General features: G+C 73.6%; 24 protein-coding genes. 15 read left to right on the forward strand and 9 right to left on the reverse strand.

Translation table 11 applies throughout. From position 1 onward, the window contains the following. Nucleotides 1-14 precede the first annotated feature (14 nt). The gene (locus MY520_RS02605) at nt 15-605 is read left to right on the forward strand and encodes a GAF domain-containing protein (RefSeq protein WP_436689787.1); all 591 of its coding nucleotides are present in this window, start codon (nt 15-17) and stop codon (nt 603-605) included. Further along, complete coding sequence (locus MY520_RS02610; protein WP_436689789.1) at nt 583-1,395, forward strand: S8 family serine peptidase; 813 nt, start codon at nt 583-585, stop codon at nt 1,393-1,395. Before MY520_RS02605 ends, MY520_RS02610 begins: the two co-directional genes overlap by 23 nt. Nucleotides 1,396-1,554: 159 nt before the next feature. On the opposite strand, the gene MY520_RS02615 is transcribed toward MY520_RS02610, so the two are convergent. Further along, nucleotides 1,555-3,669 (reverse strand): catalase, encoded by a 2,115-nt coding sequence (locus MY520_RS02615; RefSeq protein WP_436689791.1) that lies wholly within the window; start codon nt 3,667-3,669, stop codon nt 1,555-1,557. A 116-nt stretch (nt 3,670-3,785) separates the two neighbouring features. Between MY520_RS02615 and MY520_RS02620 the strand changes: the two genes are divergently transcribed. Next, the gene (locus MY520_RS02620) at nt 3,786-4,688 is read left to right on the forward strand and encodes an ATP-binding cassette domain-containing protein (protein ID WP_436689793.1); all 903 of its coding nucleotides are present in this window, start codon (nt 3,786-3,788) and stop codon (nt 4,686-4,688) included. After that, complete coding sequence (locus tag MY520_RS02625; RefSeq protein ID WP_436689794.1) at nt 4,685-5,434, forward strand: ABC transporter permease; 750 nt, start codon at nt 4,685-4,687, stop codon at nt 5,432-5,434. The genes MY520_RS02620 and MY520_RS02625 overlap by 4 nt, the downstream gene beginning before the upstream one ends. A gap of 17 nt (nt 5,435-5,451) precedes the next feature. Here the strand turns inward: MY520_RS02625 and MY520_RS02630 are convergent, their stop codons facing one another. Then, a complete protein-coding gene (locus MY520_RS02630; RefSeq protein ID WP_436689796.1) occupies nt 5,452-6,639 on the reverse strand; it encodes a serine hydrolase domain-containing protein in 1,188 nt (395 codons plus the stop codon). 53 nt (nt 6,640-6,692) lie between these two features. Next, nucleotides 6,693-7,241, reverse strand: a complete 549-nt coding sequence (locus tag MY520_RS02635) for a DUF1990 family protein (protein ID WP_436689798.1) — start codon at nt 7,239-7,241, stop codon at nt 6,693-6,695. A gap of 45 nt (nt 7,242-7,286) precedes the next feature. Between MY520_RS02635 and MY520_RS02640 the strand changes: the two genes are divergently transcribed. From MY520_RS02640 to MY520_RS02655, 4 genes are all read left to right on the forward strand, one after another. After that, nucleotides 7,287-8,141: a HipA family kinase gene (locus MY520_RS02640; protein ID WP_436689800.1), complete on the forward strand. Its 855-nt coding sequence runs from the start codon at nt 7,287-7,289 to the stop codon at nt 8,139-8,141. After that, nucleotides 8,138-8,530 carry a DUF3037 domain-containing protein gene (locus MY520_RS02645; protein ID WP_436689802.1) on the forward strand — a complete coding sequence of 131 codons (393 nt, stop codon included), beginning with the start codon at nt 8,138-8,140 and terminating at the stop codon, nt 8,528-8,530. The genes MY520_RS02640 and MY520_RS02645 overlap by 4 nt, the downstream gene beginning before the upstream one ends. Before the next feature lie 124 nt (nt 8,531-8,654). After that, complete coding sequence (locus tag MY520_RS02650) at nt 8,655-10,601, forward strand: PhoX family protein (RefSeq protein ID WP_436689804.1); 1,947 nt, start codon at nt 8,655-8,657, stop codon at nt 10,599-10,601. Between the two features lie 86 nt (nt 10,602-10,687). After that, nucleotides 10,688-11,065, forward strand: a complete 378-nt coding sequence (locus MY520_RS02655) for a VOC family protein (protein WP_436689806.1) — start codon at nt 10,688-10,690, stop codon at nt 11,063-11,065. 3 nt (nt 11,066-11,068) lie between these two features. Here the strand turns inward: MY520_RS02655 and MY520_RS02660 are convergent, their stop codons facing one another. From MY520_RS02660 to MY520_RS02680, 5 genes are all read right to left on the reverse strand, one after another. Further along, complete coding sequence (locus tag MY520_RS02660; RefSeq protein WP_436689808.1) at nt 11,069-11,362, reverse strand: 4a-hydroxytetrahydrobiopterin dehydratase; 294 nt, start codon at nt 11,360-11,362, stop codon at nt 11,069-11,071. A gap of 134 nt (nt 11,363-11,496) precedes the next feature. Further along, a complete protein-coding gene (locus MY520_RS02665) occupies nt 11,497-12,207 on the reverse strand; it encodes a phosphoadenylyl-sulfate reductase (RefSeq protein WP_436689810.1) in 711 nt (236 codons plus the stop codon). A gap of 168 nt (nt 12,208-12,375) precedes the next feature. Then, the gene (locus MY520_RS02670; protein WP_436689812.1) at nt 12,376-14,064 is read right to left on the reverse strand and encodes a nitrite/sulfite reductase; all 1,689 of its coding nucleotides are present in this window, start codon (nt 14,062-14,064) and stop codon (nt 12,376-12,378) included. Nucleotides 14,065-14,341: 277 nt separating this feature from the next. Continuing rightward, nucleotides 14,342-14,893 (reverse strand): adenylyl-sulfate kinase, encoded by a 552-nt coding sequence (gene cysC, locus MY520_RS02675; protein ID WP_436689814.1) that lies wholly within the window; start codon nt 14,891-14,893, stop codon nt 14,342-14,344. A gap of 46 nt (nt 14,894-14,939) precedes the next feature. Beyond that, nucleotides 14,940-15,422, reverse strand: coding sequence for an RrF2 family transcriptional regulator (locus MY520_RS02680; RefSeq protein WP_436689816.1), 483 nt, complete (start codon nt 15,420-15,422; stop codon nt 14,940-14,942). A 46-nt stretch (nt 15,423-15,468) separates the two neighbouring features. On the opposite strand from MY520_RS02680, the gene MY520_RS02685 reads away from it, so the two are divergent. Both MY520_RS02685 and MY520_RS02690 read left to right on the forward strand, forming a co-directional pair. After that, on the forward strand, nt 15,469-16,230 hold the full coding sequence (locus MY520_RS02685) for a (deoxy)nucleoside triphosphate pyrophosphohydrolase (protein WP_436689818.1): 762 nt from the start codon (nt 15,469-15,471) through the stop codon (nt 16,228-16,230). Nucleotides 16,231-16,358: 128 nt separating this feature from the next. Continuing rightward, the gene (locus MY520_RS02690) at nt 16,359-17,243 is read left to right on the forward strand and encodes a DUF559 domain-containing protein (RefSeq protein ID WP_436689820.1); all 885 of its coding nucleotides are present in this window, start codon (nt 16,359-16,361) and stop codon (nt 17,241-17,243) included. Nucleotides 17,244-17,337: 94 nt separating this feature from the next. Here the strand turns inward: MY520_RS02690 and MY520_RS02695 are convergent, their stop codons facing one another. Next, entirely contained in the window at nt 17,338-17,508 is a 171-nt protein-coding gene (locus MY520_RS02695; protein ID WP_436689822.1) for a CsbD family protein, read from the reverse strand. 346 nt (nt 17,509-17,854) lie between these two features. Between MY520_RS02695 and MY520_RS02700 the strand changes: the two genes are divergently transcribed. The 5 genes from MY520_RS02700 (at nt 17,855) to MY520_RS02720 (ending at nt 23,586) form a co-directional block, all read left to right on the forward strand. Then, the gene (locus MY520_RS02700) at nt 17,855-19,468 is read left to right on the forward strand and encodes a peptide ABC transporter substrate-binding protein (RefSeq protein WP_436689824.1); all 1,614 of its coding nucleotides are present in this window, start codon (nt 17,855-17,857) and stop codon (nt 19,466-19,468) included. Nucleotides 19,469-19,607: 139 nt separating this feature from the next. Next, entirely contained in the window at nt 19,608-20,531 is a 924-nt protein-coding gene (locus tag MY520_RS02705) for an ABC transporter permease (RefSeq protein WP_436689826.1), read from the forward strand. Then, nucleotides 20,524-21,492, forward strand: a complete 969-nt coding sequence (locus MY520_RS02710) for an ABC transporter permease (protein WP_436689828.1) — start codon at nt 20,524-20,526, stop codon at nt 21,490-21,492. Before MY520_RS02705 ends, MY520_RS02710 begins: the two co-directional genes overlap by 8 nt. Beyond that, the gene (locus MY520_RS02715) at nt 21,489-22,538 is read left to right on the forward strand and encodes an ABC transporter ATP-binding protein (protein WP_436689830.1); all 1,050 of its coding nucleotides are present in this window, start codon (nt 21,489-21,491) and stop codon (nt 22,536-22,538) included. Before MY520_RS02710 ends, MY520_RS02715 begins: the two co-directional genes overlap by 4 nt. Continuing rightward, nucleotides 22,531-23,586, forward strand: a complete 1,056-nt coding sequence (locus tag MY520_RS02720) for an ABC transporter ATP-binding protein (RefSeq protein ID WP_436689832.1) — start codon at nt 22,531-22,533, stop codon at nt 23,584-23,586. Before MY520_RS02715 ends, MY520_RS02720 begins: the two co-directional genes overlap by 8 nt. Nucleotides 23,587-23,591 lie beyond the last annotated feature (5 nt).

A 23,591-nucleotide genomic window follows, 5' to 3' on the forward strand; every position in this document is an offset into this window, starting at 1 on the left:
ATGCAGGGGGTCTCGTGGCCGCGCAACACGTGGATGCCCTCCTGACGTCGCTCACCGAACTGGGCCGCCGGGTGTTCGGTGCAGCGGCCTGCTCGCTGGCCGTCCTGGAGCCCGACGACGAGCACCTCGTCTTCCGCGCCGCGAGCGGGGCGGGCGCCGACGAGGTCGTCGGGTTGCGGCTGCCGGTGAGCAGGGGCATCGCCGGGTGGGTGGTCTCGTCCGGGCAGCCGATCGCCGTCCACGACGTCCGCGCCGATCCGCGCTTCGCCGTCGACGTCGCGGAGTCCACCGGCTACGTGCCGCGGTCCATCCTCGCCGCGCCGATGACCGCTTCCGGCGAGGCGATCGGCGTGGTCGAGGTGCTCGACCGGCAGGCGGTCGACGGCCGCGACGACATGGACCTGCTCACCCTGTTCGCCGACCAGGCGGCGCTCGCCATCGGCCTGGCGCGGACGTCGCCGACCGCACCGCCCGGAACCGACCCGGCTGCCGTGCTCGCCCAGGTGTCCCGGCTCGGCGCAGCCGAGCAGCGGGTCGTCGTCGGGCTGCTGAGCGAGTTCCTCGCCTACGTGGGACGGCGCGGTGGACCTGCCGGCCTGGTCTGAACCGTTCACCGCCGAGCGGCTGGGGACGGTCCGACCCCTGGGGGTGCCGATCACCCGGGAGTGGGCCTGGGGCGGCTCGACCGGGCGGGGCGTGAAGGTCGCCGTCATCGACAGCGGCGTCGACGGAGGGCACCCGCGCGTCGGCGGGGTCGACGGCGCGGTGGCGCTGGAGTACGACCCGGACGCGCCGGACGACGTCCGCGTCCTCGAGGGGCCGCACGAGGACCTGTTCGGCCACGGCACCGCCTGCGCGGGGGTCATCCGGGGACTGGCCCCCGACTGCGAGATCCACAGCGTCCGGGTCCTCGGACGGCGGCTGACCGGCAAGGGCCTGGTCTTCGCCGCCGGCCTGCGCTGGGCGATCCAGGCCGGGATGGACGTCGTCAACCTCAGCCTGAGCACGTCGCGGCGGGAGTACTTCCCGCTGTTCCACGAGCTGGCCGACGAGGCCTACTTCCGCCGGGTGCTGCTCGTGTCCGCGGTGAACAACACCCCGGCCGCGAGCTACCCGTCGCTCTACTCGTCGGTCTGCTCGGTGGCCGCCCGGCCCGGGCCCGGCCCGGGCTTCGCCTACAACCCCGACCCGCCGGTCGAGTTCGGGGCGGCGGGGGTGGACGTCGACGTCGCCTGGCTCGACGGCGGTGCCATCACGGCGACGGGCAACAGCTTCGCCGCCCCGGTGATCGCGGGCTACGCGGCACTCATCCTCGCCAAGCACCCGGGCCTGACGCCGTTCCAGGTGAAGACCGTCCTGCAGGCGACCGCCGACAACGCCGCCCCGACCGCCTGAGCCGGTGCCGGAGCGGAACGGATGCGTTCCGGCAGGCGCGGGGTCACAGTGCTGTCCTCCGGCACGGAGGCGACATGGCGACGCGGACGTTCCTGTTCGTGGACCAGGTGGGGTGCCCGAGGGGCAGAAGTGGCCACTTCTGCCCCTCGGGGGCGGAGCTCAGACAGTCGGCGGGACCAGGGAGGCGCTGACCAGCGGGGTGCGGTCCCAGGCGCGGTGCAGCCCGAGGGCGCCGACCAGGCCGGCGGCGAGCGCCCTGTCCGACTTCTTGCCGGTGAGCACGCCCGGGGCCTCGACGTCGATGCCCGCGGTCTGGAGCACCTGCACGCCGTCGCCCCACGCGCCGACCGCCTTCAGGTGCCGGAAGGCCTCCTGCAGCATCACCAGCGCGCGGAAGTCGCCGTCCTTCGGGGCGCCGTCGGCCACGACGATCGCGTCGAACTCGATCGACCGGCCGGTGGCGAAGGTCCGCTCGACGATCTCCACGTCCTTGCCGTCGACGAGCTGCCCGCCGTGCGGGGCGATGACCCGCAGCAGCGCGCCCTCCGCCTCGAGCGCCGTCCGCAGCGTGGCGATGCCCTTGAGGTCGGCGCCGGGACCGGCCACCACGCCGACGATCCGGCCGGCGATCGGGAAGGGGGTCGGCGTGATCTGGCGCAGCGCGGGGGACTCGACGGTGGGCCGGACGGGGTCGAGCTCCGGCGCGGGCAGGCCCAGGCCGGTGGCGACCTGGGTGCACAGCTCGGCGTCGATCCGGGCCAGCACGGTGAGCGCCCGCTCCTTGATGCCCTGCTCGTAGCACTTGCCGAGCTCGAAGGTGTAGGCGTCGATGACGTGCTGCTGCTCGACGCCGGTGAGGCTGGCGTAGAACAGCGCCGGCTGCGAGAAGTGGTCGTCGAAGGACGCCGGCGCCGCGCGCACCGCCTCGCCCTGGATCACCCGCGGCACGTTCACGTAGCCGCCCTCGGCCCAGTCGGAGGGGAACGGCGCGCCCGCGTCGACGCTGTTGGGCGTGTACGGCGCCTGCCCGGTGTGGACGGCGTGCTGGTGGAAGCCGTCGCGGGTGTTGTCGTTGACCGGCGCGTGCGGCCGGTTGATCGGGATCTGGGTGAAGTTCGGGCCGCCGAGCCGGGTGAGCTGGGTGTCGAGGTAGGAGAAGTTCCGGCCGGCCAGCAGCGGGTCGTTGGTCGGCTCGATGCCCGGCACCAGGTGCCCGGTGTGGAACGCGACCTGCTCGGTCTCGGCGAAGAAGTTGGTCGGGTTGCCGTTGAGCACCAGCGTGCCGATCACCTGCACCGGCGCGAGCTCCTCCGGGACGATCTTCGTCGGGTCCAGCAGGTCGATGCCCTCGAACGTCTCCTCGGGGGTGTCCGGGAAGACCTGGATGCCGAGGTCCCACTCGGGGAAGGCGCCGGCCTCGATGGCGTCGTACAGGTCGCGGCGGTGGAAGTCCGGGTCGACGCCCGCGGCGATCTGCGCCTCCTCCCACGTCAGCGAGTGCACGCCCAGCCGGGGCTTCCAGTGGAACTTGACCAGCACGGTCTCCCGGTCGGCGTTGACCAGCCGGAAGGTGTGGACGCCGAAGCCCTCCATCGTGCGGTAGCTGCGCGGGATGCCCCGGTCGCTCATGTTCCAGATCGTGTGGTGGGTGGCCTCGGTGTGGAGGGTGACGAAGTCCCAGAAGGTGTCGTGCGCCGACTGCGCCTGCGGGATCTCCCGGTCCGGGTGCGGCTTGCCCGCGTGGATGATGTCGGGGAACTTGATCGCGTCCTGGATGAAGAAGACCGGGATGTTGTTGCCGACCAGATCCCAGGTCCCCTCCCGCGTGTAGAACTTCGTCGCGAACCCGCGGGTGTCGCGCACGGTGTCGGCCGACCCGCGCGAGCCCAGCACGGTCGAGAACCGCACGAAGACCGGCGTCTCCAGGCCCTTCTCCGCCAGGACGGCGGCCCGCGTGACCTTCGCGGCCTTCCCGTTGGCGGTGAAGACGCCGTGCGCCCCCGCGCCGCGGGCGTGCACCACGCGCTCCGGGATCCGCTCGTGGTCGAAGTGCATGATCTTCTCGCGCAGGTGGAAGTCCTCGAGCAGGACCGGGCCGCGGGGGCCCGCCTTGAGCGAGTGGTCCGAGTCGGGGATCCGGACGCCGTTGGGGGTGGTCAGCGCGTCGCCGGCCTGCCCCCGCGGGTCGCGGCCCGCCGCCGGGCCCTCGTACACCACCCCCGTGGGGCTGACGGTGGCGGGCGCGGACTGGTCGGGCTGACGTGCGGGGGGCATGGCTTCTCCTGACGGGACTGCGAGTGCGGTACCGGACCGCTACCCGGCGCCCGCCGCGTCACACGGACGGCCGCGCCTCCGCGGCAGCCGGGTCCGCGGTCGTCATGCTGACGCGCGTGATCGAGCTCGACGGCCTCACCAAGGAGTACCGGGACCGGGTCGCCGTCGACGACCTCACCCTCCGCATCGAGCCGGGCCGGGTGACCGGCTTCCTCGGCCCCAACGGCTCGGGCAAGACGACGACGATGCGCTGCGTCCTGGGGCTCACCCGGCCCACCGCCGGGACGGCGACGGTGCTCGGCGTGCCCTACCGGCAGCTGGACCACCCGGCGCGGCGGGTCGGCGCGCTCATCGACGCGCGGGCGTGGCACCCCGGCCGCACCGCCCACGCCCACCTGCTCGCCCTCGCGCAGAGCAACGCGCTGCCCCGGTGGCGGGTCGACGAGGTGATCGAGCTGGTCGGCCTCGGCGCCGTCGCCTTCGAGCGGGTGCGCGGCTTCTCCCTCGGCATGGGGCAGCGGCTCGGCATCGCCGCCGCGCTGCTGGGGGACCCCGACGTCCTGATCCTCGACGAGCCGGTCAACGGGCTGGACCCGGAGGGGATCCGCTGGGTGCGCGAGCTGCTGCGCGGGCTCGCCGCCGAGGGCCGCACGGTGCTGGTGTCCAGCCACCTGATGAGCGAGATGGAGGACACCGCCGACCACCTCGTCGTCCTGGGCCGGGGCCGGCTGCTGGCCGACGTGGCCGTTCCCGACCTGCTGGGCGGGCACGCGGCCGTGCGCGTGCGCAGCCCGCAGGCGCCCCTGTTGTCGGCGGCCCTGCGGCAGGCCGGGGCGCTGGTGTCCCTGGAGGTGGACGGCGCGCTGCGGGTGGAGGGCCTGGACACCGTCGCCGTGGGGGACGTCGCCTTCGCGGCCGGGGTGCGGGTGCACGAGCTGACCGCGGTGACGGTCTCCCTCGAGGCGGCCTACCTGGCCCTCACCGGCGACGAGGTCGAGTACCGGGCGGTGGCCCGGTGAGCCGCGGCGTCCCGTTCCCCGCGCTGCTGCGCAGCGAGTGGACCAAGCTGCGCTCGGTGCGTTCGACGTGGTGGTCCAGCGCGGTCTACGTGGTGGTGGTCGGGGCGTTCAGCTGGCTGGCCGCGGCGGTCACCGACCGGGCGCCGGCGGCGGGCGTCGCCGTCTCCACGGCGCTGACCGGGTTCGGGTTCGGCCAGGTCGTGCTCGTCGTCCTGGGCGTCCTCGTCGGGGCAGGGGAGCACACCACCGGCATGGCGCTCGCCTCGTACGCGGCGGTGCCCCGGCGCACCCGGCTGCAGCTGGCCCGGACGGTCGTCGTCGCCGCGCTCGTCGCCGTCCTCTCCGTCGTCCTGGCCGTGGGTTGTGCGCTCGCCGCCCGGCTCCTGACGGTCGTGCCCGGCGGCGTGGACCTCACCGACCCCTCCGTGCTGCGGCCGCTCGGGCTGCAGGTGCTGAGCGCGGTCGCGCTGGTCGTGCTGGGGGTGGCCGTCGGGACGGCGCTCCGCTCGACCGCCGGCGGCGTGGGGGCGTGTCTCCTGCTCGTCCTGGTCCTTCCGGTGCTGCTGGCCGCGGACGGCGGGCCGTGGACCGAGCGGCTCGGTGAGGCCCTGCCGGCGCTGCGGGTCGGCGAGGACGCGTTCCTCGTCGGCGCGTCGACCTGGCCGGTGGGCCTGGTGGTCGTCGGTGCGTGGGCGCTGGGGGCCTGGGCGATCGGCGCCGTGCTGCTCGAGCGCCGGGACGTCTGAGGAGGACCCCGCCCGCCTCACGCCTCGCCGGCTCGGCACGAGCCTGCGGGCGGGGCCGCACCGAAGGCGACGGCCCGGAGGTCACCGAACACCGCCGGCGGCTCGGGGGAGGACCACATCTGGTTGGTCAGCAGGATCGCCGTGGCCCCGCTGACCGGATCGGTCCACCAGGAGCCGCCCAGGCCGCCGTCCCAGCCGAAGGACCCGGCGTGCCGGCCGCCCGGCTCGTCGGCCCGGCGGACGCCGATGCCCAGCCCCCAGCCGCCGCCCTCGTCGTCGACCGGGCCGGCCTGCTCGGTGGTCATCGCCCGGACCGCCGCCGCGCTCAGCACGCGGTTCCCGCGCGGCGTGCGGCCGCCCGCGGCGAGCATCCTGGCGAAGGTGGCGAGGTCGTCGACGGTCGCGACCAGCCCGTCGCCGCCGTCGGGGAACGCCGGCGGTCGGGCCCACTGGCCGTCGGCGGGGTCGTAGAGCGCGCGGGTGCCGTCGTCGGACGGCGGGGTCCAGTGCGGACCGAGCCGGCCGCGCGCGTGCTCCGGCACGCCGAACCCGGTGTCGGCCATGCCGAGGGGATCGAGCACCCGCTCGGCCACCACGTCGGGCAGCGGCCGGCCGGCCACCCGGGCGACGAGGACACCCAGGACGCTCGCGCCGGTGTGGTACAGCCAGCGTTCCCCGGGCTGGTACGCCAGCGGGACGGTGGCCAGCCGGCGCAGCCACTCGTCCGGCTCCGGCGTCGCCTGCGGGTTGGGCCGCCCGGCGGGCAGGCCGGCGTCACCCAGCGCGGCGACCGTCGGCGACGGCCACGGGACGGTGAAGTCCAGCCCGAGCCCCAGCCGGAACGTCAGGACGTCGCGGACGGTGATCGCCCGGCGGGCCGGCACGGTCCCCGCCGCCGGATCGGCCGGGTCGGCGAGGACCCGCCGGTCCGCGAGCTCGGGGAGGACGTCGTCCACCGGGTCGTCCAGGACCAGCGTGCCGTCGTCGACCAGCGCCATCGCCGCCGCGGCGACCACGGGCTTGGTGATCGAGGCGATGCGGAACACGGTGTCCGGTCCGATGCGGTCGTCGCCGCCCGGCGTGTGCGCCCCCGCCGCGCCCCGGGCCACCTCGCCGCCCCGGGACACCCACCACGCCGCGCCGGGCACCCCGCCCGCCGCCACGGAGCCGGCCACCACCGCCTCGACGTCCTCCGCCAGCCCCACGCCGCCTCCCCGGTCCGCTCGCTCCCAGGTCCGACCGGCCGGCGGTCCGGGACTCATCGGTCCCGGGCGGCCCGCCGGATCGCCGACAGGTAGCGCGCGGTCGCCAGGCGCTGCACGACGGTGCTCACCGGCCCGCCGAGACGGGCGAGCGGGGAGGCCAGCCGGGCGAAGACCCGCACCGCGAAGACGACCTCGCCGTCCGGCGTGCGGCGGACGAGGAACGCCTCCTCGCCGCTCTCGGGGTGCCCCGGCAGGGTGCCGTAGCCGAAGCCGTGCTCGTCGCCGTCGGTCCGGGCCCACACGACCCGGCAGGGGATGTCGTAGCCCAGCCGCGGCAGGCCGGCGGTGAGGACGACGACCGTGCCGGGTTCGGACGCCGGACCGCTCGCCGCCACCCGCAGCCCGACGCCGCGCTGCGCCCGCCAGTCGAACACCGCGGCCGCGGCGCGCTCGAACACCGCGTCGCCGCGGCCGACGACGACGGACCGCTCGACGTGGTCGTAGCCGGCCGGCAGCTCGGCGTCCCGGGTCGCGCCCACATCGGGATAGGTGAACGGCGCGTCGGCGAGGTCGGCGGGGGAGGTCGCGCGGAGGAGGCCCACGCCCGCAGTCTCCCCGGCCGGGCCGCCGGTAGGGTCGCGGCCACTGTGCTGCCCGCCGTCACCGCCACCCGCTACGTCACCCCGCTGCGCGAGGGTGGCTCGCTGCCGGGGCTCATGGAGGCCGACGACCTGGGCACCTACGTGGTCAAGTGGCGGGCCGCCGGGCAGGGCGTGAAGGTCCTCGTCGCCGAGGTCGTGTGCGGCGAGCTCGCCCGGGCGCTGTCGCTGCCGGTGCCCGCGCTGGTCACCGTCGACGTGGCGCCGGAGCTGGCGGTGGGGGAGCCCGACCCCGAGGTGCAGGAGCTGCTGCAGCGCTCGGCCGGGCGCAACCTCGGCCTGGACTACCTGCCCGGCGCGCTGGACTTCGAGGCCGGCGTCGCGTCGGTGGAGCCGGAGCCGGCCGGCCGGGTGCTCTGGCTCGACGCGCTGATCGGCAACGTCGACCGCTCCTGGCGCAACCCCAACATGCTGTTCTGGCACGGCCGGCTCCAGCTGATCGACCACGGTGCCGCGCTGACGTTCCACCACCACTGGCCCGGCGCCGCGGCCGCGGTTGCGCGGCCCTACGACGCCGCGCAGCACGCGCTGATCGACTGCGCGCCCGACCTGCGGGCGGCCGACGCCGCGCTCGGGCCGCGGGTGACGCCCGAGCTGCTGGCCGGCGTGCTGGCCCAGGTGCCCGACGAGTGGCTGGAGGGTCCCTCCCCGGACGACGCCCCGGACGCCGTACGCGCCCGCTACGCCGACCAGCTGCTGGCCCGGCTGGCCGCCCGGGACGCCTGGCTGCCGCCGCTGGTGGCCGCCGCGGAGGCCGGAGGGTCGCGCCGCCGGGCGCCGCGGGGCGAGAACCGGCCGTCGTGGCTGGGGCCGCCACCGCCGGAGGGGGTGACCCAGCGATGACCCGGGACACCTTCGAGTACGCCGTCCTGCGGGTCGTGCCGCGGGTCGAGCGGGGGGAGTCGCTGAACGCCGGCGTCCTCGTCTACTGCCGGCAGCGGGACTACCTCGGCTCGCGGGTGCACCTCGACGTCGACCGGCTGCACGCCCTGGACCCGACCGCCGACGCCGAGGCCATCCGGCGGGCGCTGCAGGTGGCCGCCGACGTCTGCGCGGCCGACCCCGGGGTGGGCGCGGCCGGCCGGGAGGCGCTGGGGTCGCGGTTCCGCTGGCTGACCGCGCCGCGCAGCACCGTCGTCCAGCCGGGCCCGGTGCACACGGGGCTCACCGAGGACCCCGATGCCGAGGCGGACCGGCTGCTGCGCCTCCTGGTGCTGCCCGTCGCCGGCTGACCGGGACGGGTGAACGGCGGGTGGCCACCGGGTTCACCGGTCGGCCGCCCGGCGGCCACGGCGCCGTCGATCCGGCTCCCTAGCGTCCGCGGCGGTCCACCGCCGAATCCCAGGAGCATCCTCCGTGACGCTGACGTCCGACCCCGCCCGCCCCGACGCCGTCGACCCCGACGACCTGCCGTCCAACCCGACCAGCAGCACCCCGCTGTCGGACCTCGTGACGGCGCGGGTCTCCCGCCGAGCCGTGCTCACCGGCGGTGTGCTCGCCGCCGCCGGATTCCTGACGACGAGCCTGGTCGCGCCCCCGGCGGCGCAGGCCGCGCCCGGCCGCGGTGCCGGGCGGGCGCTGCTCGGCTTCGCCCCGATCGGGCCGAGCACCGACGACGTGGTGCACGTGCCCGCCGGCTACACCGCGCGGGTGCTGATCCCGTGGGGCACGCCGATCACCGGTGCGCACCCGGCGTTCGTCCCCGGGACCCCCGGCGAGCCCGGCGGCAACGCGTCGGGCAACACCGCCGCCCAGCAGGCCGAGCAGGTGGGCATGCACCACGACGGGATGACGTACTTCCCGCTGGAGTCGGGGCGCCGGGGCGACGAGCGCGGCCTGCTCGTGCTCAACCACGAGTACACCGACGAGTTCTACCTGCACACCGGGAGCTACACCGCCGGCTACAAGCCGATCACCGCTGAGGGCGTGCACAAGTCGCAGGCCGCGCACGGCGTCTCCGTGGTGGAGATCGAGCGCGGCCGCTCCGGCGAGTGGGCCCCGGTGCGGTCCGCCCGCAACCGCCGGATCACCGCCACGTCGCCGATGGCCTTCTCCGGGCCCGCCGCCGGGCACCCGCTGTTGCGCACCGGCGCCGACCCGCAGGGCAGCACCCCGCTGGGCACGATCAACAACTGCGGCAACGGCGAGACCCCGTGGGGGACGTACCTGACCTGCGAGGAGAACTTCAACGGGTACTTCCGGGTCGACGGCCCGCTCGCCCCGGCCGACGCCGCGCGCGTGTCGCGGTACGGGGTGGGCGGCGACCGCAACGGCTGGGCGGCGCACGACCCCCGCTTCGTCCTGACCGCCGGCGACCCGAACGAGCCCAACCGGTTCGGCTGGGTCGTCGAGATCGACCCGTTCGACCCATGGTCGACGCCGGTCAAGCGGACCGCCCTGGGCCGGCTGAAGCACGAGGACGCCACCGTCCACGTGACCAGGGGCGGCCGGGTCGTCGTCTACATGGGCGACGACCAGGTGTTCGAGTACCTCTACAAGTTCGTCAGCGCCGACAACTGGAGGTCGATGCGGGCCCGCCGCCGCAGCCCCCTCGACGAGGGCACGCTGTACGTCGCGCGCTTCGACGCCGACGGCCGCGGCACCTGGATCCCGCTGGTGCACGGGCAGGGTCCGCTGACGGCGGACAACGGCTTCGCCGACCAGGGCGCGGTGCTGGTGGACACCCGGCAGGCGGCGACGCTGGTCGGGGCGACGCCGATGGACCGGCCGGAGTGGACCGCTGTCGACCCCCGCACGGGCACCGCCTACCTGACCCTCACCAACAACACCGAGCGCACCGAGACCGACGCCGCCAACCCGCGGACGGCCAACCGGTGGGGGCACATCATCCGGTGGGACGAGGACGGCGGCGACCACGCGGCGACCGGTTTCACCTGGGACGTCTTCCTGCTCGCCGGCCCGGGAGGCGGCGTCGAGGGCTCCACGATCGCCGCCGAGGACGCCTTCGGCTCGCCCGACGGGCTGTGGCTGGACCCCGACAGCCGGGCGTGGATCCAGACCGACGGCACCCAGCCCGGCTCGGCCAACAACCAGATGCTCGCGGCCGACCCCACGCGCACCGACGTCACGGGAGCGCCGGAGGTGCGCCGGTTCCTGACCGGGCCGAAGCAGTGCGAGATCACCGGCATCGCGATGACCCCGGACCAGCGCACGCTGTTCGTCAACGTGCAGCACCCAGGGGAGAACGGGCAGAGCGCCTGGCCCGCGGAGGACGGCGTCGCCACGCCGCGCTCGGCCACCGTCGTCGTCACCAAGGACGACGGCGGCGTGATCGGCACCTGACGGCCCGCTGCGCCGCTCACGGCGCCGTGACCACCGGGCGCGGGTCACGGCGCCGTGCTGTCGGAGGCCGGGTGCAGGCCTGCGGCATGGAGATCGCCGCCGTGGCCGTGAGCGCCACCGACCTGCCCCGCGCCGTCGCCTTCTACGAGCTGCTCGGTTTCCGCTTCCCGCCGCTCGAGCCGGACTCGGCGCACGTGGAGGCCGAGGCCGGCATCCGCCTCATGATCGACACCGCCACCCTCCTCGAGGGCCTGCACGGCGAACCCCCGCGGCCGGGGAACACCGCCGCCTTCGCGCTGCTGTTCGGCTCGCCCGCCGAGGTGGACGACGCGGTCGGCCGGGTGTCGGCGGCCGGGCGGACCGTCGTGGACGAGCCCTTCGACGCCCCCTGGGGCCAGCGCTACGCGACCGTGGCCGACCCCGACGGGTACCGCATCGACCTGTTCTGTCCCCTGCCGGGGTGAGGGTCAGCCGGGCAGGAGCTCGTCGATCCGGCGGGCGAGCTGCAGGTCCAGTTCGGTGACCCCGCCCGCGGAGTGGGTCGCCAGCGTGAGGTGCAGCGTGCGCCAGCGCAGGTCGACGTCGGGGTGGTGGTCCAGCTCCTCGGCCACGAACCCGATGCGGACGATCGCGGCGACGGCGTCCGGGAAGCCCGCGGTCTCGACGCTGCGGTGCAGTCCCTCGCCGTCCCCCGACCACAGCGGCAGCCCGGACAGGGCGGCGGCGATCTCGTCGGGGGACAGGCGGGGAGGCGGGGCCACGGCGGTGAGTCTGCCGCCTCGAACGGCCGCGTTCCAGGGTGCCGCGGCGCGGCCCCGTCCCGAGGCTCGCCCTGAGCTCGCGAAGGGTGAGGAGGACGGGGTCCTTCGATCGTGGGGTGGAACGGGGTCCTTCGTCAGACGTGCAGGCCGCACTCGGTCTTGCCGATGCCCGCCCAACGGCCCGCGCGCGGGTCCTCGCCCGGGGCCACCGGCCGCGTGCAGGGCGCACAGCCGATGGACGCGTAGCCGATCTCCTGCAGCGGGTTGACCGGCACCTGGTGCTCGGTGATGTAGGCGTCGACGTCGTCCTGCGTCCACGCGGCGAGCGGGTTGACCTTCACCATGCCGCGCTTGTCGTCCCAGTCGACCAGCCGGGTGCCGGCGCGGGTCGGCGACTCGTCCCGGCGCACGCCCGAACCCCAGGCCACGTAGCCGGCCAGCGCCTTCGCCAGCGGCGTGACCTTGCGCAGCGAGCAGCACAGGTCGGGGTCGCGCTCGTGCAGCCGCGGGCCGTACTGGGCGTCCTGCTCGGCGACCGTCTGCGGCGGCTTCACGTCGACCAGCGTGATCGGCATGACCGCGCTGACCCAGTCGCGGGTGCCGATCGTCTCGGCGAAGTGGTACCCGGTGTCGAGGAAGACGACGTTCACCCCGGGCACCGCCCGGGAGGCCAGGTGGGCGAGCAGCCCGTCGGCCATGGACGACGTGACGGCGAACTCGTCCCCGAAGGTGTCCCCGGCCCACGCCAGCACGGCGAGCGCCTGCTCGACCGGGTCGGCGATGCCCTCGAACAGGGCGTCGGCCTCGGCGGCGAGTTCTGGCGTGGCACGTACGGCGGTCGTCATGGGTGCTGCACTCCTGTTCCGGTCAACCGGACGGCGAAGGTCCGCAGGCAGGCGGCGCAGTGCCACTCGCCCCCGTCCCCGTGCGGGGTCAGTTCCTCGTCCCCGCAGTACGGGCAGCAGAACACCGGGAGCTGCCGGACCCTTCCCGCCGTCGGCTCGTCGTCCATGTCAGAGCAGCCAGGCTTCCTCGGCGCGGGCGACGTACGAGGCGAAGGTCTCACCGGGCGCCCGGCGGTCCAGGTAGCCGCGCAGCACCCGCTCGCAGTAGTCCGCGGTCTCCGCCTTGGTCACCTTGTGCCCGCGGAACTTGCGCCCGAAGGCGGCCTCGATCCCCAGGTGCCCGCCCAGGTGCACCTGGAAGCCCTCGACCATCTCGCCGCTGTCGTCGCGCACCATCGACCCCTTGAAGCCGATGTCGGCCGTCTGGAACCGGGCGCAGCTGTTCGGGCAGCCGTTGACGTTGATCGTGATGGACTCGTCGAAGTCCGGCAGCCGCTTCTCCAGCTCGCCGTAGAGCTCCTGGGCGTGCTGCTTGGTCTCGACGATGGCCAGCTTGCAGAACTCCAGGCCGGTGCACGCCATCGTGCCGCGGCGGAACGCACTCGGCCGGACCTGCAGGTCGAGGTGGTCCAACGCCGAGATCAGGCCCTCCACCCGCTCGTCGGGGACGTCGAGGACGACCAGCTTCTGCTGCGCGGTGGCACGGATCCGGCCCCGGCCGTACTCGTCGGCCAGGTCGGCGACCCGGGTCAGCAGCGTGCCGCTGATCCGGCCGGTGCGCAGCGCGAACCCGAGCGCGTTGGCGCCGTCCTTCTGCTTCATGACGCCGACGTGGTCGCGCTGGTCGTGCCGGGCCGGCTCCGGCGCCGGGCCGTCGGGCAGCTCGTGGTGGAGGTACTCGTCCTCCAGCACCTGGCGGAACTTCTCCGGGCCCCAGTCGGCCATGAGGAACTTCATCCGCGCGTGGTTGCGCTGCCGGCGGTAGCCGTAGTCACGGAAGATCGAGGTGACCGCGGCCCACACGTCGGTGACCTGGTCGGGCCGGACGAAGACGCCGATCCGCTCGGCCAGCTTCGGGTTGGTGGACAGCCCGCCGCCCACCCAGAGGTCGTAGCCGGCCTGGCCGTAGTCGTCGAGGACGCCGACGAAGGAGACGTCGTTGATCTCGTGGTTCGTGCAGTGGTCGGCGCACCCCGACATGGACGTCTTCCACTTGCGCGGCAGGTTGCTGAACTCCGGGCTGCCGACGTACTTGGCGACCGTCTTCGCGAGCACGTCGGTCGCGTCGACGACCTCCTCCTCGAGGAGGCCGGCCAGCGGGCAGTTGAGCATGACGCGCGGGGTGTCGCCGCACGCCTCCGTCGTCGACAGCCCGACGGCCTCGAGCCGCCGCCAGATCTCGGGGACGTCCTCGATGCGGATCCAGTGCAGCTGCACGTTCTGCCGGTCGGTCACGTCGGCGACGTCGCGGCCGAACTCCGTGCTGATGCCGGCGATCGTCCGGAGCTGGTCGCTGGTCAGCGCGCCGCCGTCGATGCGCACGCGCAGCATGAAGTAGGAGTCCTCGAGCTCCTCCGGCTCGAGGACGGCGGTCTTCCCGCCGGGGATGCCCTGGGCGCGCTGGGTGTAGAGGCCCATCCAGCGCATCCGGCCGCGCAGGTCGCTGGGGTCGATGCCGTCGAAGCCGGTCTTCGAGTAGATGTCGAGGATCCGCTGGCGGACCGTGAGGCCGTCGGCGTCCTTCTTCATCCGCTCGTTGGGGTTGAGCGGCTCACGGTAGCCCAGTGCCCACTGGCCCTGGCCGCGCTGGGGCCGGTTGCTGGTCCGGGTCGGGCCGGAGCCGGTAGAGGGAGTCACGAGGGCACTTCCTTCTGCGCCGCCCGTCCGGCGCCATACCGGGACGGAGTGGGCGCTGCCAGATCGGAGGGCGCAGCGGAGCTGCGCGGGGGAACCGGGGGTCAGCGCGCGGGGCGACAGACCGCGCTGCTGACCAGCGCCAGATCGATGTGACGGCGCGCGACGAGGAACTGCCCGCGATCGGTCACGCCCTCCATCGTCCCACACGTGGCCAGGGCCGCCGAGTGGAACTCCGACCGTGCCCGCCGGGACCTTCTCTCGGGGTGGCCGGGCGGCGTCACGCGACGGACGCCGGCCGCCCGTCCATCGCCTCCCGGATGCGGGCCACGGACTCCGCGAGCGGCGTCACCGAGGTGTCGATGACCAGCTCGGCGCGGACCGGCGGCTCGTACGGGTCGTCGATGCCGGTGAAGCCGGGGATCTCCCCGGCGCGGGCCCGGGCGTACAGGCCCTTGACGTCGCGGCGCTCGCAGACCTCGATCGGGGTCGACAGGTGGACCAGCACGAAGCGGCCGTGCCGTTCGACCAGCGCGCGGGCCTCCTCGCGGGCGTTCTCATAGGGGGCGATCGCCGCGACGACGACCGTTCCGCCGTGCTTGACCACCTCGCCGGCGACGAAGCCGATGCGGCGGATGTTGAGGTCGCGGTCCTCGCGGGAGAACGAGAGCTCGCTGGAGAGGTGGGTGCGCACCACGTCGCCGTCCAGGACGGTGACCGGCCGGCCGTCGTCCTCCAGGGACGCCACCAGGGCGTCGGCGATCGTGGACTTCCCGGCACCGGACAGCCCCGTGAGGAACACGGTGACGCCCTGCCGCTGCGTGCCTGCCATGCCCGCCAGTCTCGCCCAGGCCGTCCGGCCGCCCGCCACCCGCCCCTCAGCGCGACGGTTCGTCGCCGAAGGAGCGCCAGGCCTCCTCGAGCGCGGTCAGCTCCGCGACGGCGGCCGGCAGCTTGCCCGCAGCCACGTCGGCGAGGGTGACCTCCTCCAGCACCCGCCGGTAGGCCTCCCGCGCGGCCACCCAGACGTCGGCCAGCGGGGCGGCGGCACCCGGGTACTCGACGTCCTCCGGGCGCTCCCCGTGCACCTCGGCGAGGAAGCCCTGCTCGATCCGCATGACCCGGGCGATCGAGACCTCCTCCGGCGGGAGCGCCAGCCGGTAGCCGCCCTCCCGGCCGCGCTGGCTGGTCACCAGCCGGGCGTGCTGCAGGTCGCCGAGGATCGACTGGAGGAAGCGCGAGGGGATGCCCTGCGCGGTCGCGATGCGGTCGCAGGTGAGCGCGCCGGGCGCCGCGGCCGCGAGCTCGACGGCGGCGCGGACGGCGTAGTCGACCCGGGCAGTGATGCGCACGGGGGTCATCCTGCCGTGGGATGGGCCGGCGGACCCGGTCTGGGACCCTGATCGGGTGTCCCAGCTGCGTTTCACCACGCTGGTCGAGGCGCCGCTGACGGTGGCGTTCGACGTCGCGCGCGCCCTCGGCCGGCCGTGGCCGGTGCCGCTGGAGGAGGTCGTGTCGGTGCGGCCGGCGCGGGACGTCTATGCGGTCGGGCCCGGTCGCGGCTGGCGCTGGCTGACCCACTCCCGCCGGTTCACCCCCACCGGCGCCGGCACCCTCGTCGACGAGCAGGTGGACTGGTCGACCTCGCTGCCGGCCCCGCTGGACCGGGTGCTCGACCGCCTGCTGCGCCGCCGCATCCTGCGGGCCATGCGGGCGCACCTGGACGCCTACTCCGCGGCGGCGGCCCGGCGCGCGCTCGACGTCGTCCAGGTGGTCGGCGCCGCGATGGTCGACGGCGACCGCGTGCTCGTGGCGCAGCGGTCGGGTGGGCCGTACGACGGCTGCTGGGAGTTCCCCGGCGGCAAGGTCGAGCCGGGGGAGGACGACCTGACCGCCCTCGTGCGCGAGATCGGGGAGGAGCTCGGCGTCGTCGTCGCCCCGCAGGCGTTCCTCGGGGAGGTCGTGCTGGACGGCGTCGTGGCCGGCGGGCTGCCCGGCGCCTCGACGCTGCGGGTGTGGTGGGCGCGGATCGTCGACGGGGCGGAGCTGACCGCGCTCGAGCACGCCGAGCTGCGGTGGCTGCCCGCCGACGAGCTGGACGCGCTGGACTGGATCCCCGCCGACCGCCCCCTCCTCCCCGCCGTCCGCTCCCTCCTCACCCGCCTCTGACTCGCCTCCGTCGGTTTCCGCGGAAAGCGACGGCACGACCCCCGGCGGTTTCCGCGGAAATCTCCGGGGCGGACGGCGGCCTGTGGACAACTCCCCGAGCACGCCATCAGGTCGGCGAGCATCCGCGGATGCTGCTGCGATCGCTGGGCCTGCACGGTGTGTTCCTCGGGTCCCACGCCGTCGGGGAGGGAGCGCTCTCCCAGAGACAGCTGCGAGAGGGGCCGTACGTCCGCGTGCTCCACGGCGTCTATGCCGACCCGTCCCTCCCGCGGGACCACCTGCTGCGCTGCCGGGCGGCCGCGCTGCTCATGCCAGCGGGAGCGGCACTGGGTGGGAGGTCCGCGGCGGCGGTCCTGGGTGCGCCGGCGCCGTCCTACGGCGACCCGGTCACCGTCGTCCTGCCCGCTCCGCTCAAGTGGGCAGGCCCCAGAGGCGTCCGGGTGCACCGGACCGACCTCGAGACCGAGGACATCGGTCGCGGCGTGGACGATCTGCCGGTCACGTCCCCGTTGAGGACCGCCTGGGACCTCGCGGTGCTGGAGACGGTGCCGACAGCCGTTGGCGTCCTGGATGCGATGGTGCGCAGCGGTCAGGTGACCACGGAACAGTTGCTCGGCCTGATCGACCGGAGCACCGGCCGATGGGGGCTCCGGCGAGTCCAGCGCGCTGTCGACCACGTCGACGGACGCAGTGAGTCACCGCCGGAGTCGTGGGTGCGGGTGGCCTGTGCTCAAGCGGGACTGCCCGCCCCGGTCCCGCAGTACGTCGTCGTCGAGGACGGGGACTTCCTGGGCAAGGTCGACCTCGCGTGGCCGGAGGCCCGGCTGGTCGTCGAGTACGAGGGCGAACACCACTTCGACGAGCTGCAGATCCGACGCGACGACCGCCGGTACGAGCGGCTGGTCGCTGCGGGATGGCGCGTCATCCGTCTGTCGGCGGCGGACCTGCGCGACCTGGAGGCCGTCGTCCGTCGGATCGCCGAGGCGCTGGGTGTGACGGCCCGGGTCGGCTGAGCCGGACCGGCGGTTTCCGCGGAAACCGCCGGGGCCGGCGGCGGGCGCCGGCCGGGTGGCGCGGCGCCCGTCGGCCGTGCGTCCGGGGCTGTGGTTACTTGAAGACGTCCTTGACCTTCTCGCCGGCCTGCTTGAGGTTGCCCGACGCCTGGTCGGCCTTGCCCTCGGCGCGCAGGTCCGGGTCGTCGGTCGCGTTGCCGACCGCCTCCTTGCCCTTCCCGGACAGTTCCTCGGCCTTGTTCTTCATCTTGTCCATGCCGCTCATGCCGGGACTCCTCTCGCTCGGTTCGGGTGGGAGACGTACCCCGGCGGGGCTGACCCGACACCCTGCCGCAACACTTGCGGCCGAACAGGGTCTGCGCCGCAACCCGTACGGCTCCTGACCGGTCGGCTGGCCGCGAGGAGGAGTCCACCCTGTGGGATCCTGAGCCGAGGTCACAAGTCGGTGACGGTCGTGGACGCTCCTCGCGGCGCGCGCCTAACGTCCCCCGTCGTACCGACGAGACTCCGGTACCTGTCCGCAGGTCCACCAGCCGTCCGGCCCATGGCGCCGGGCAGCTGGGAGAACCCGTCCATTCCCCCCGCACCGCGGGACGAGGGAGGCATTGCACGTGAAGTTGAGCAAGCACTCTGCTGCGCTCATCTCGACCGGCCTCGCCGGTCTGATGGTCTTGTCCGCCTGTGGCGGCGGTGACGACGAGGGGGAGGGTGGCGCCAGCGACGGTGCCGGCACCTTCAGCATCTACACCGGCGAGCCCGAGAACCCGCCGGTCCCCGGCAACACCACCGAGCAGAACGGCGACCGCATCGTCAACGCCCTGTGGACCGGCCTCGTGAAGTTCACGCCGGAGGGCGAGATCGACTTCTCCGGCGTCGCGGAGTCGATCGAGTCCGACGACAACGTCAACTGGACCATCACGCTCAAGGACGGCTGGACCTTCCACGACGGGACGGCGGTCGACGCCGAGTCCTTCGTCGACGCCTGGAACTACACCGCCAACCCGGCGAACGCCCAGGACGGCGGCTCCTACCTGTCCCGCATCGCCGGGTTCCAGGAGCTGCAGGACGGCGCCGCGACCGAGCTGAGCGGGTTGACGGTCGTCGACGAGCGCACCTTCACCGTGCAGCTGAGCGCGCCCTTCGCGCTGTTCCCGGCGGTCGTGGGCTACAACTCGTTCTACCCGTTGCCGGACGCGTTCTTCGAGGACCCGGAGGCCTTCGGCAACCGCCCGATCGGCAACGGGCCGTTCCAGGCCGATGGCGACTTCGTCCCCGGCGAGGGCATCACCCTGACCCGGTACGACGACTACGCCGGCGAGGACGCCGCGCAGTCCGGTGGCGTGGAGTTCGTCATCTACGCGGAGCAGGACACCGCCTACACCGACGCCCAGGACGGCAACGTCGACATCGTCGACGTCATCCCGCCGGACGTCATCGAGAGCGCGGAGCAGGAGTTCGGCGACCGGTTCATCGAGACCGAGTCCTCGCAGATCACCTACCTCGGCATGCCGACCTACGACCCGCGGTTCTCCGACCCGCGGGTGCGGCAGGCCCTCTCGATGGCCGTCGACCGCGAGGCGATCTCCGAGGCCATCTTCGCCGGTACCCGCGCGCCGGCGGACTCCTTCATCCCGCCGGTCCTCGACGGCTACCGGTCCGGCTCGTGCACCTACTGCATCCTGGACGTCGAGCGGGCCAACCAGCTGCTCGACGAGGCGGGCTTCGACCGCAGCCAGCCGGTCAACCTGTGGTTCAACTCCGGCTCCGGGCACGACGCCTGGATGGAGGCGGTCGGCAACCAGCTCCGGCAGAACCTCGACGTGGAGTTCACGCTGCAGGGCCAGCTGGACTTCGCCGAGTACCTGCCGCTCGGCGAGCAGAAGGGCTTCACCGGCCCGTACCGCTACGCGTGGAGCTTCGACTACCCGGCCGCGGAGGGTTACCTGACCCCGCTGTTCACGGCCGCGTCCTTCCCGCCCATCGGGTCGAACTACAGCTTCTACGACAACCCGCAGGTCAACCAGGCCATCGCGCAGGGTGACCAGGCGTCGGACGAGGCGGCGGCGATCGAGTCCTACCAGGCGGCGGAGGACATCATCGCCGAGGACATGCCGATGGTCCCGATGTTCTTCACCGAGATCCAGTCGGTGCACACGGAGAACGTCGCCAACGTCCGGCTGGACCTGTTCCAGCGGGTCGTGCTCTCCGAGGTCACCGTCAACTGACCCCTGAGGGCCCGCACCACCCGCCGGGGGCGCCCGTCCGCGAGGACGGTCGCCCCCGGCGGCGCGCGGATCCCGTTCCGGGCACGATGGACTCCGTGCCGCCGGGTCGTCCCGGCGCCACGCCGACCCGAGGGGGGACATGGGCCGCTACGTAGCGCGCCGTCTTCTGCTGACCATCCCGGTCCTGCTCGGCGCCTCATTCCTGATCTTCGCGCTCGTCTACGCCCTCCCCGGGGATCCGATCCGCGCCCTCGGCGGTGACCGGCCGCTCAGCCCCGCGGTGGTCGAGGAACTCACCCAGCGGTTCAACCTCGACGACCCGCTGTGGGTCCAGTACTGGGAGTACCTGAAGAACCTCCTCCAGGGCGACCTGGGCACCGACTTCCGCGGCCGGCCGGTCGCGGACACCATCGAGCGCACGCTGCCGGTCACGGTGCGGCTGACCGTCGTCGCCGTCGTGTTCGAGGTCGTCATCGGCATCATCGCCGGCGTGCTCGCCGGTCTCCGCCGGAACAGCTACTTCGACAACCTGGTGCTCGTCTCGACCACGCTGGTCGTCTCGGTCCCGATCCTGGTCCTGGCCTTCGTCGCCCAGCTGCTGTTCGGCCTGGAGCTGGGGTGGTTCCCCATCGCCGGCACCCGCGAGGGCTGGTACAGCTACGTGCTCCCCGGCCTGGTCCTGGCCGCGGGGTCGCTGGCCTACGTCGCCCGGCTCACCCGGACGAGCCTCGCGGAGAACATGCGGGCCGACTACGTGCGGACGGCGAGGGCGAAGGGGCTGCCCCGGCGCACGGTCGTGGTCCGGCACACCCTCCGCAACAGCCTCATCCCGGTGGTGACCTTCATCGGGGCCGACATCGGAACCCTGCTGGGCGGGGCCATCGTCACCGAGTCGGTCTTCAACCTCCCCGGCGTCGGCCGCGAGGTCTTCGACGCCATCCGCTCCCAGGAGGGGGCGGTGGTCGTCGGCATCGTCACCCTGCTGGTCTTCTTCTTCATCTTCTTCAACCTGGTGGTGGACGTGCTCTACGCCGTCCTCGACCCGAGGATCCGCTATGACTGAGCCCAGTCGCCGGTCCGACCAGCAGCTGGCCGACCTCCGGCACGACGAGGTGGAGGCCGGCACCACCACCGGTCTGGCCTCGCCCTCCGTCGACGTGACCAGTGCCCGGCAGAACAGCCTGTGGAGCGACGCCTGGCGCGACCTGCGGCGCAACCCGCTGTTCTGGATCGGGGCGGTGCTCGGCGTCGTCTTCCTGGTGATGGCGGTGTTCCCGCGGGCGTTCACCCGGGGTGCCGACCCGCGCGCCTGCGACCTGGCCAACTCGGCCGAGCCGCCGTCGGCGGACCACTGGTTCGGCTACGACCAGCAGGGCTGCGACTACCTGGCGAACGTGGTGTCCGGGGCCCGCAACTCGCTGATCATCGGCTTGCTCGCGGTGACGGTCATCCTGCTGCTCGGCGTGCTCGCCGGCGCCGTCTCCGGCTTCTTCGGCGGGGTCACCGACGGCGTCCTCTCCCGGATCGCCGACATCTTCTACGGCCTGCCGCTGATCCTCGGCGCGCTGGTCGTGCTCCGCAGCGGCACCCTGGGCCGCGGCGTCGTCGCCGTGGCCATCGCCCTGGCCGCGTTCAGCTGGATGACCGCGATGCGGCTGGTCCGCTCACAGGTGATCGCGGTGAAGAGCTCCGACTACGTGGCCTCGGCCCGCGCCATGGGGGCCTCCAACCGGCGGATCCTGCTGCGGCACATCCTGCCCAACGCCGTCGCGCCGGTCCTGGTCTACACGACGATCACCATCGGTGTCCTCATCGCCGCCGAGGCGACCCTGACCTACCTGGGCGTCGGTCTCCAGCGGCCGGCGATCTCCTGGGGGCTGCAGATCGAGGCCGGCCAGTCGCTGCTGCGCTCGGCGCCGCACCTCGTGCTCTTCCCCAGCGTGATCCTGACCCTGACCGTGATGGCGTTCGTCATGATGGGCGACGCCCTGCGGGACGCACTCGACCCGAGGCAGCGCGCATGACCCGACCCGGCCCCTCCGCCCCCCTCGTCGCCCCCGGCGCCGGTCCGACCGTCCTCGAGGTCGACGACCTGCACGTCGAGTTCCGCACCCGCAGCGGTGTGGTCAACGCCGTCAACGGGGTGAGCTACCGCCTCGCCGAGGGCGAGACGTTGGCGATCCTCGGCGAGTCGGGCTCCGGCAAGTCGGTCTCGGCGCAGGCGATCATGGGGATCCTCGACACCCCGCCGGCGGTCATCAGCGGCGGCGGAATCCACTTCGCGGGCCGCAACATCCTCGAGATGTCGGAGGAGGAGCAGCGCAAGGTCCGCGGCCCCGGCATCTCGATGATCTTCCAGGACGCCCTGTCGTCGCTGAACCCCGTGTACAGCGTCGGCTTCCAGATCGGCGAGATGTTCCGCGCGCACCGCGGCGCCTCCCGCAAGGAGGCCAAGCAGAAGGCCATCGAGCTGATGGACCGGGTGCGGATCCCGGCGGCCCGGTCCCGGGTCAACGACTACCCGCACCAGTTCTCCGGCGGCATGCGGCAGCGGGTCATGATCGCGATGGCGATCGCCCTCGACCCGCGGGTCCTCATCGCGGACGAGCCGACGACCGCGCTCGACGTCACCGTGCAGGCGCAGGTCATGGACCTGCTCAAGGACCTGCAGCGGGAGACGGGGATGGGCCTCATCCTCATCACGCACGACCTCGGCGTGGTCAACGAGGTGGCCGACAACGTGGTGGTCATGTACGCGGGGAAGATCGTCGAGCGCGGCACGGTGGACGACGTCTTCACCAACGCCGCCCACCCCTACACCGACGGGCTCATGAGCTCGGTGCCCCAGGTGGAGGCCAAGGGTGGCCGGCTGCAGCCGATCGCCGGCCAGCCACCGAACCTGGCGGCGATCCCGTCCGGGTGCTCGTTCCACCCACGCTGCTCGCGTCGCCGGCTGGGGGCGGCCGCCGCCCCGGGCCGCGAGTGCGCCACCGACGTCCCCCCGCTGCGGCTGGTCCTCCCGGGCCGCGAGGCGGCCTGCCACTACAGCGAGGAGTTGCTGGGTGTCTGATCTCCCGACCTCGTCCGCCTCGTCGCTGCGCGGCGCCCTCGGCGAGACCCTGCTCGAGATCCGGGGTCTCAAGAAGCACTTCCCGCTCACCCAGGGCGTCGTCTTCAAGCGGACGGTCGGCCACGTCCAGGCGGTGGACGGCGTCGACCTGACGTTGCGCCGCGGCGAGACCGTCGGCCTGGTCGGCGAGTCCGGCTGCGGCAAGTCGACGGTGTCCAAGCTGCTCGTCGCGCTGGAGAAGCCCACCGACGGCCAGATCCTGTTCAAGGGCAAGGACCTCGCCAGGATGTCCGGCCGGGCACTCAAGGACTACCGGCGCGAGGTCCAGATCATCTTCCAGGACCCCTACGCGTCGCTGAACCCGCGGATGACCGTCGGGGACATCGTCGCCGAGGGCTGGTCGGTGCACGCCGACGTCGCGCCGAAGAAGGGCCGCCTGCAGCGCACCCAGGAGCTGCTGGACCGCGTCGGCCTCAACCCCGACTACGTCAACCGCTACCCGCACCAGTTCTCCGGCGGCCAGCGGCAGCGCATCGGCATCGCCCGCGCCCTCGCCCTGCGCCCCGAGGTCATCGTCTGCGACGAGCCGGTGTCCGCCCTCGACGTCTCGGTGCAGGCACAGGTGGTCAACCTGCTGGAGGACCTGCAGGACGAGTTCGGCCTCTCCTACCTCTTCATCGCGCACGACCTGTCCGTGGTTCGGCACATCTCCGACCGCGTGGCGGTGATGTACCTGGGCAGGATCGTGGAGGAGGGCACCGACGTCGAGGTCTACACCGCCCCGTCGCACCCCTACACCCAGGCGCTGCTGTCGTCGGTGCCCCTGCACGAGCCGGCGCTGCGCGGGCAGAAGGACCGGATCCTGCTGCAGGGGGACGTGCCGAGCCCGGCCAACCCGCCGTCGGGCTGCCGGTTCCGCACCCGCTGCTGGAAAGCCCAGGACGTCTGCGCCGAGGAGGTCCCGGCGCTGGTCGACCGCGGCCAGGGCCACCCGTCGGCCTGCCACTTCGCCGAGGCCCGCGCGGTGGTCCCGGTCGACGTGGAGTAGGAGGC

The sequence above is a fragment of the Geodermatophilus sp. CPCC 205506 genome, assembly GCF_051383635.1.
Taxonomy (GTDB): Bacteria; Actinomycetota; Actinomycetes; order Mycobacteriales; family Geodermatophilaceae; genus Geodermatophilus.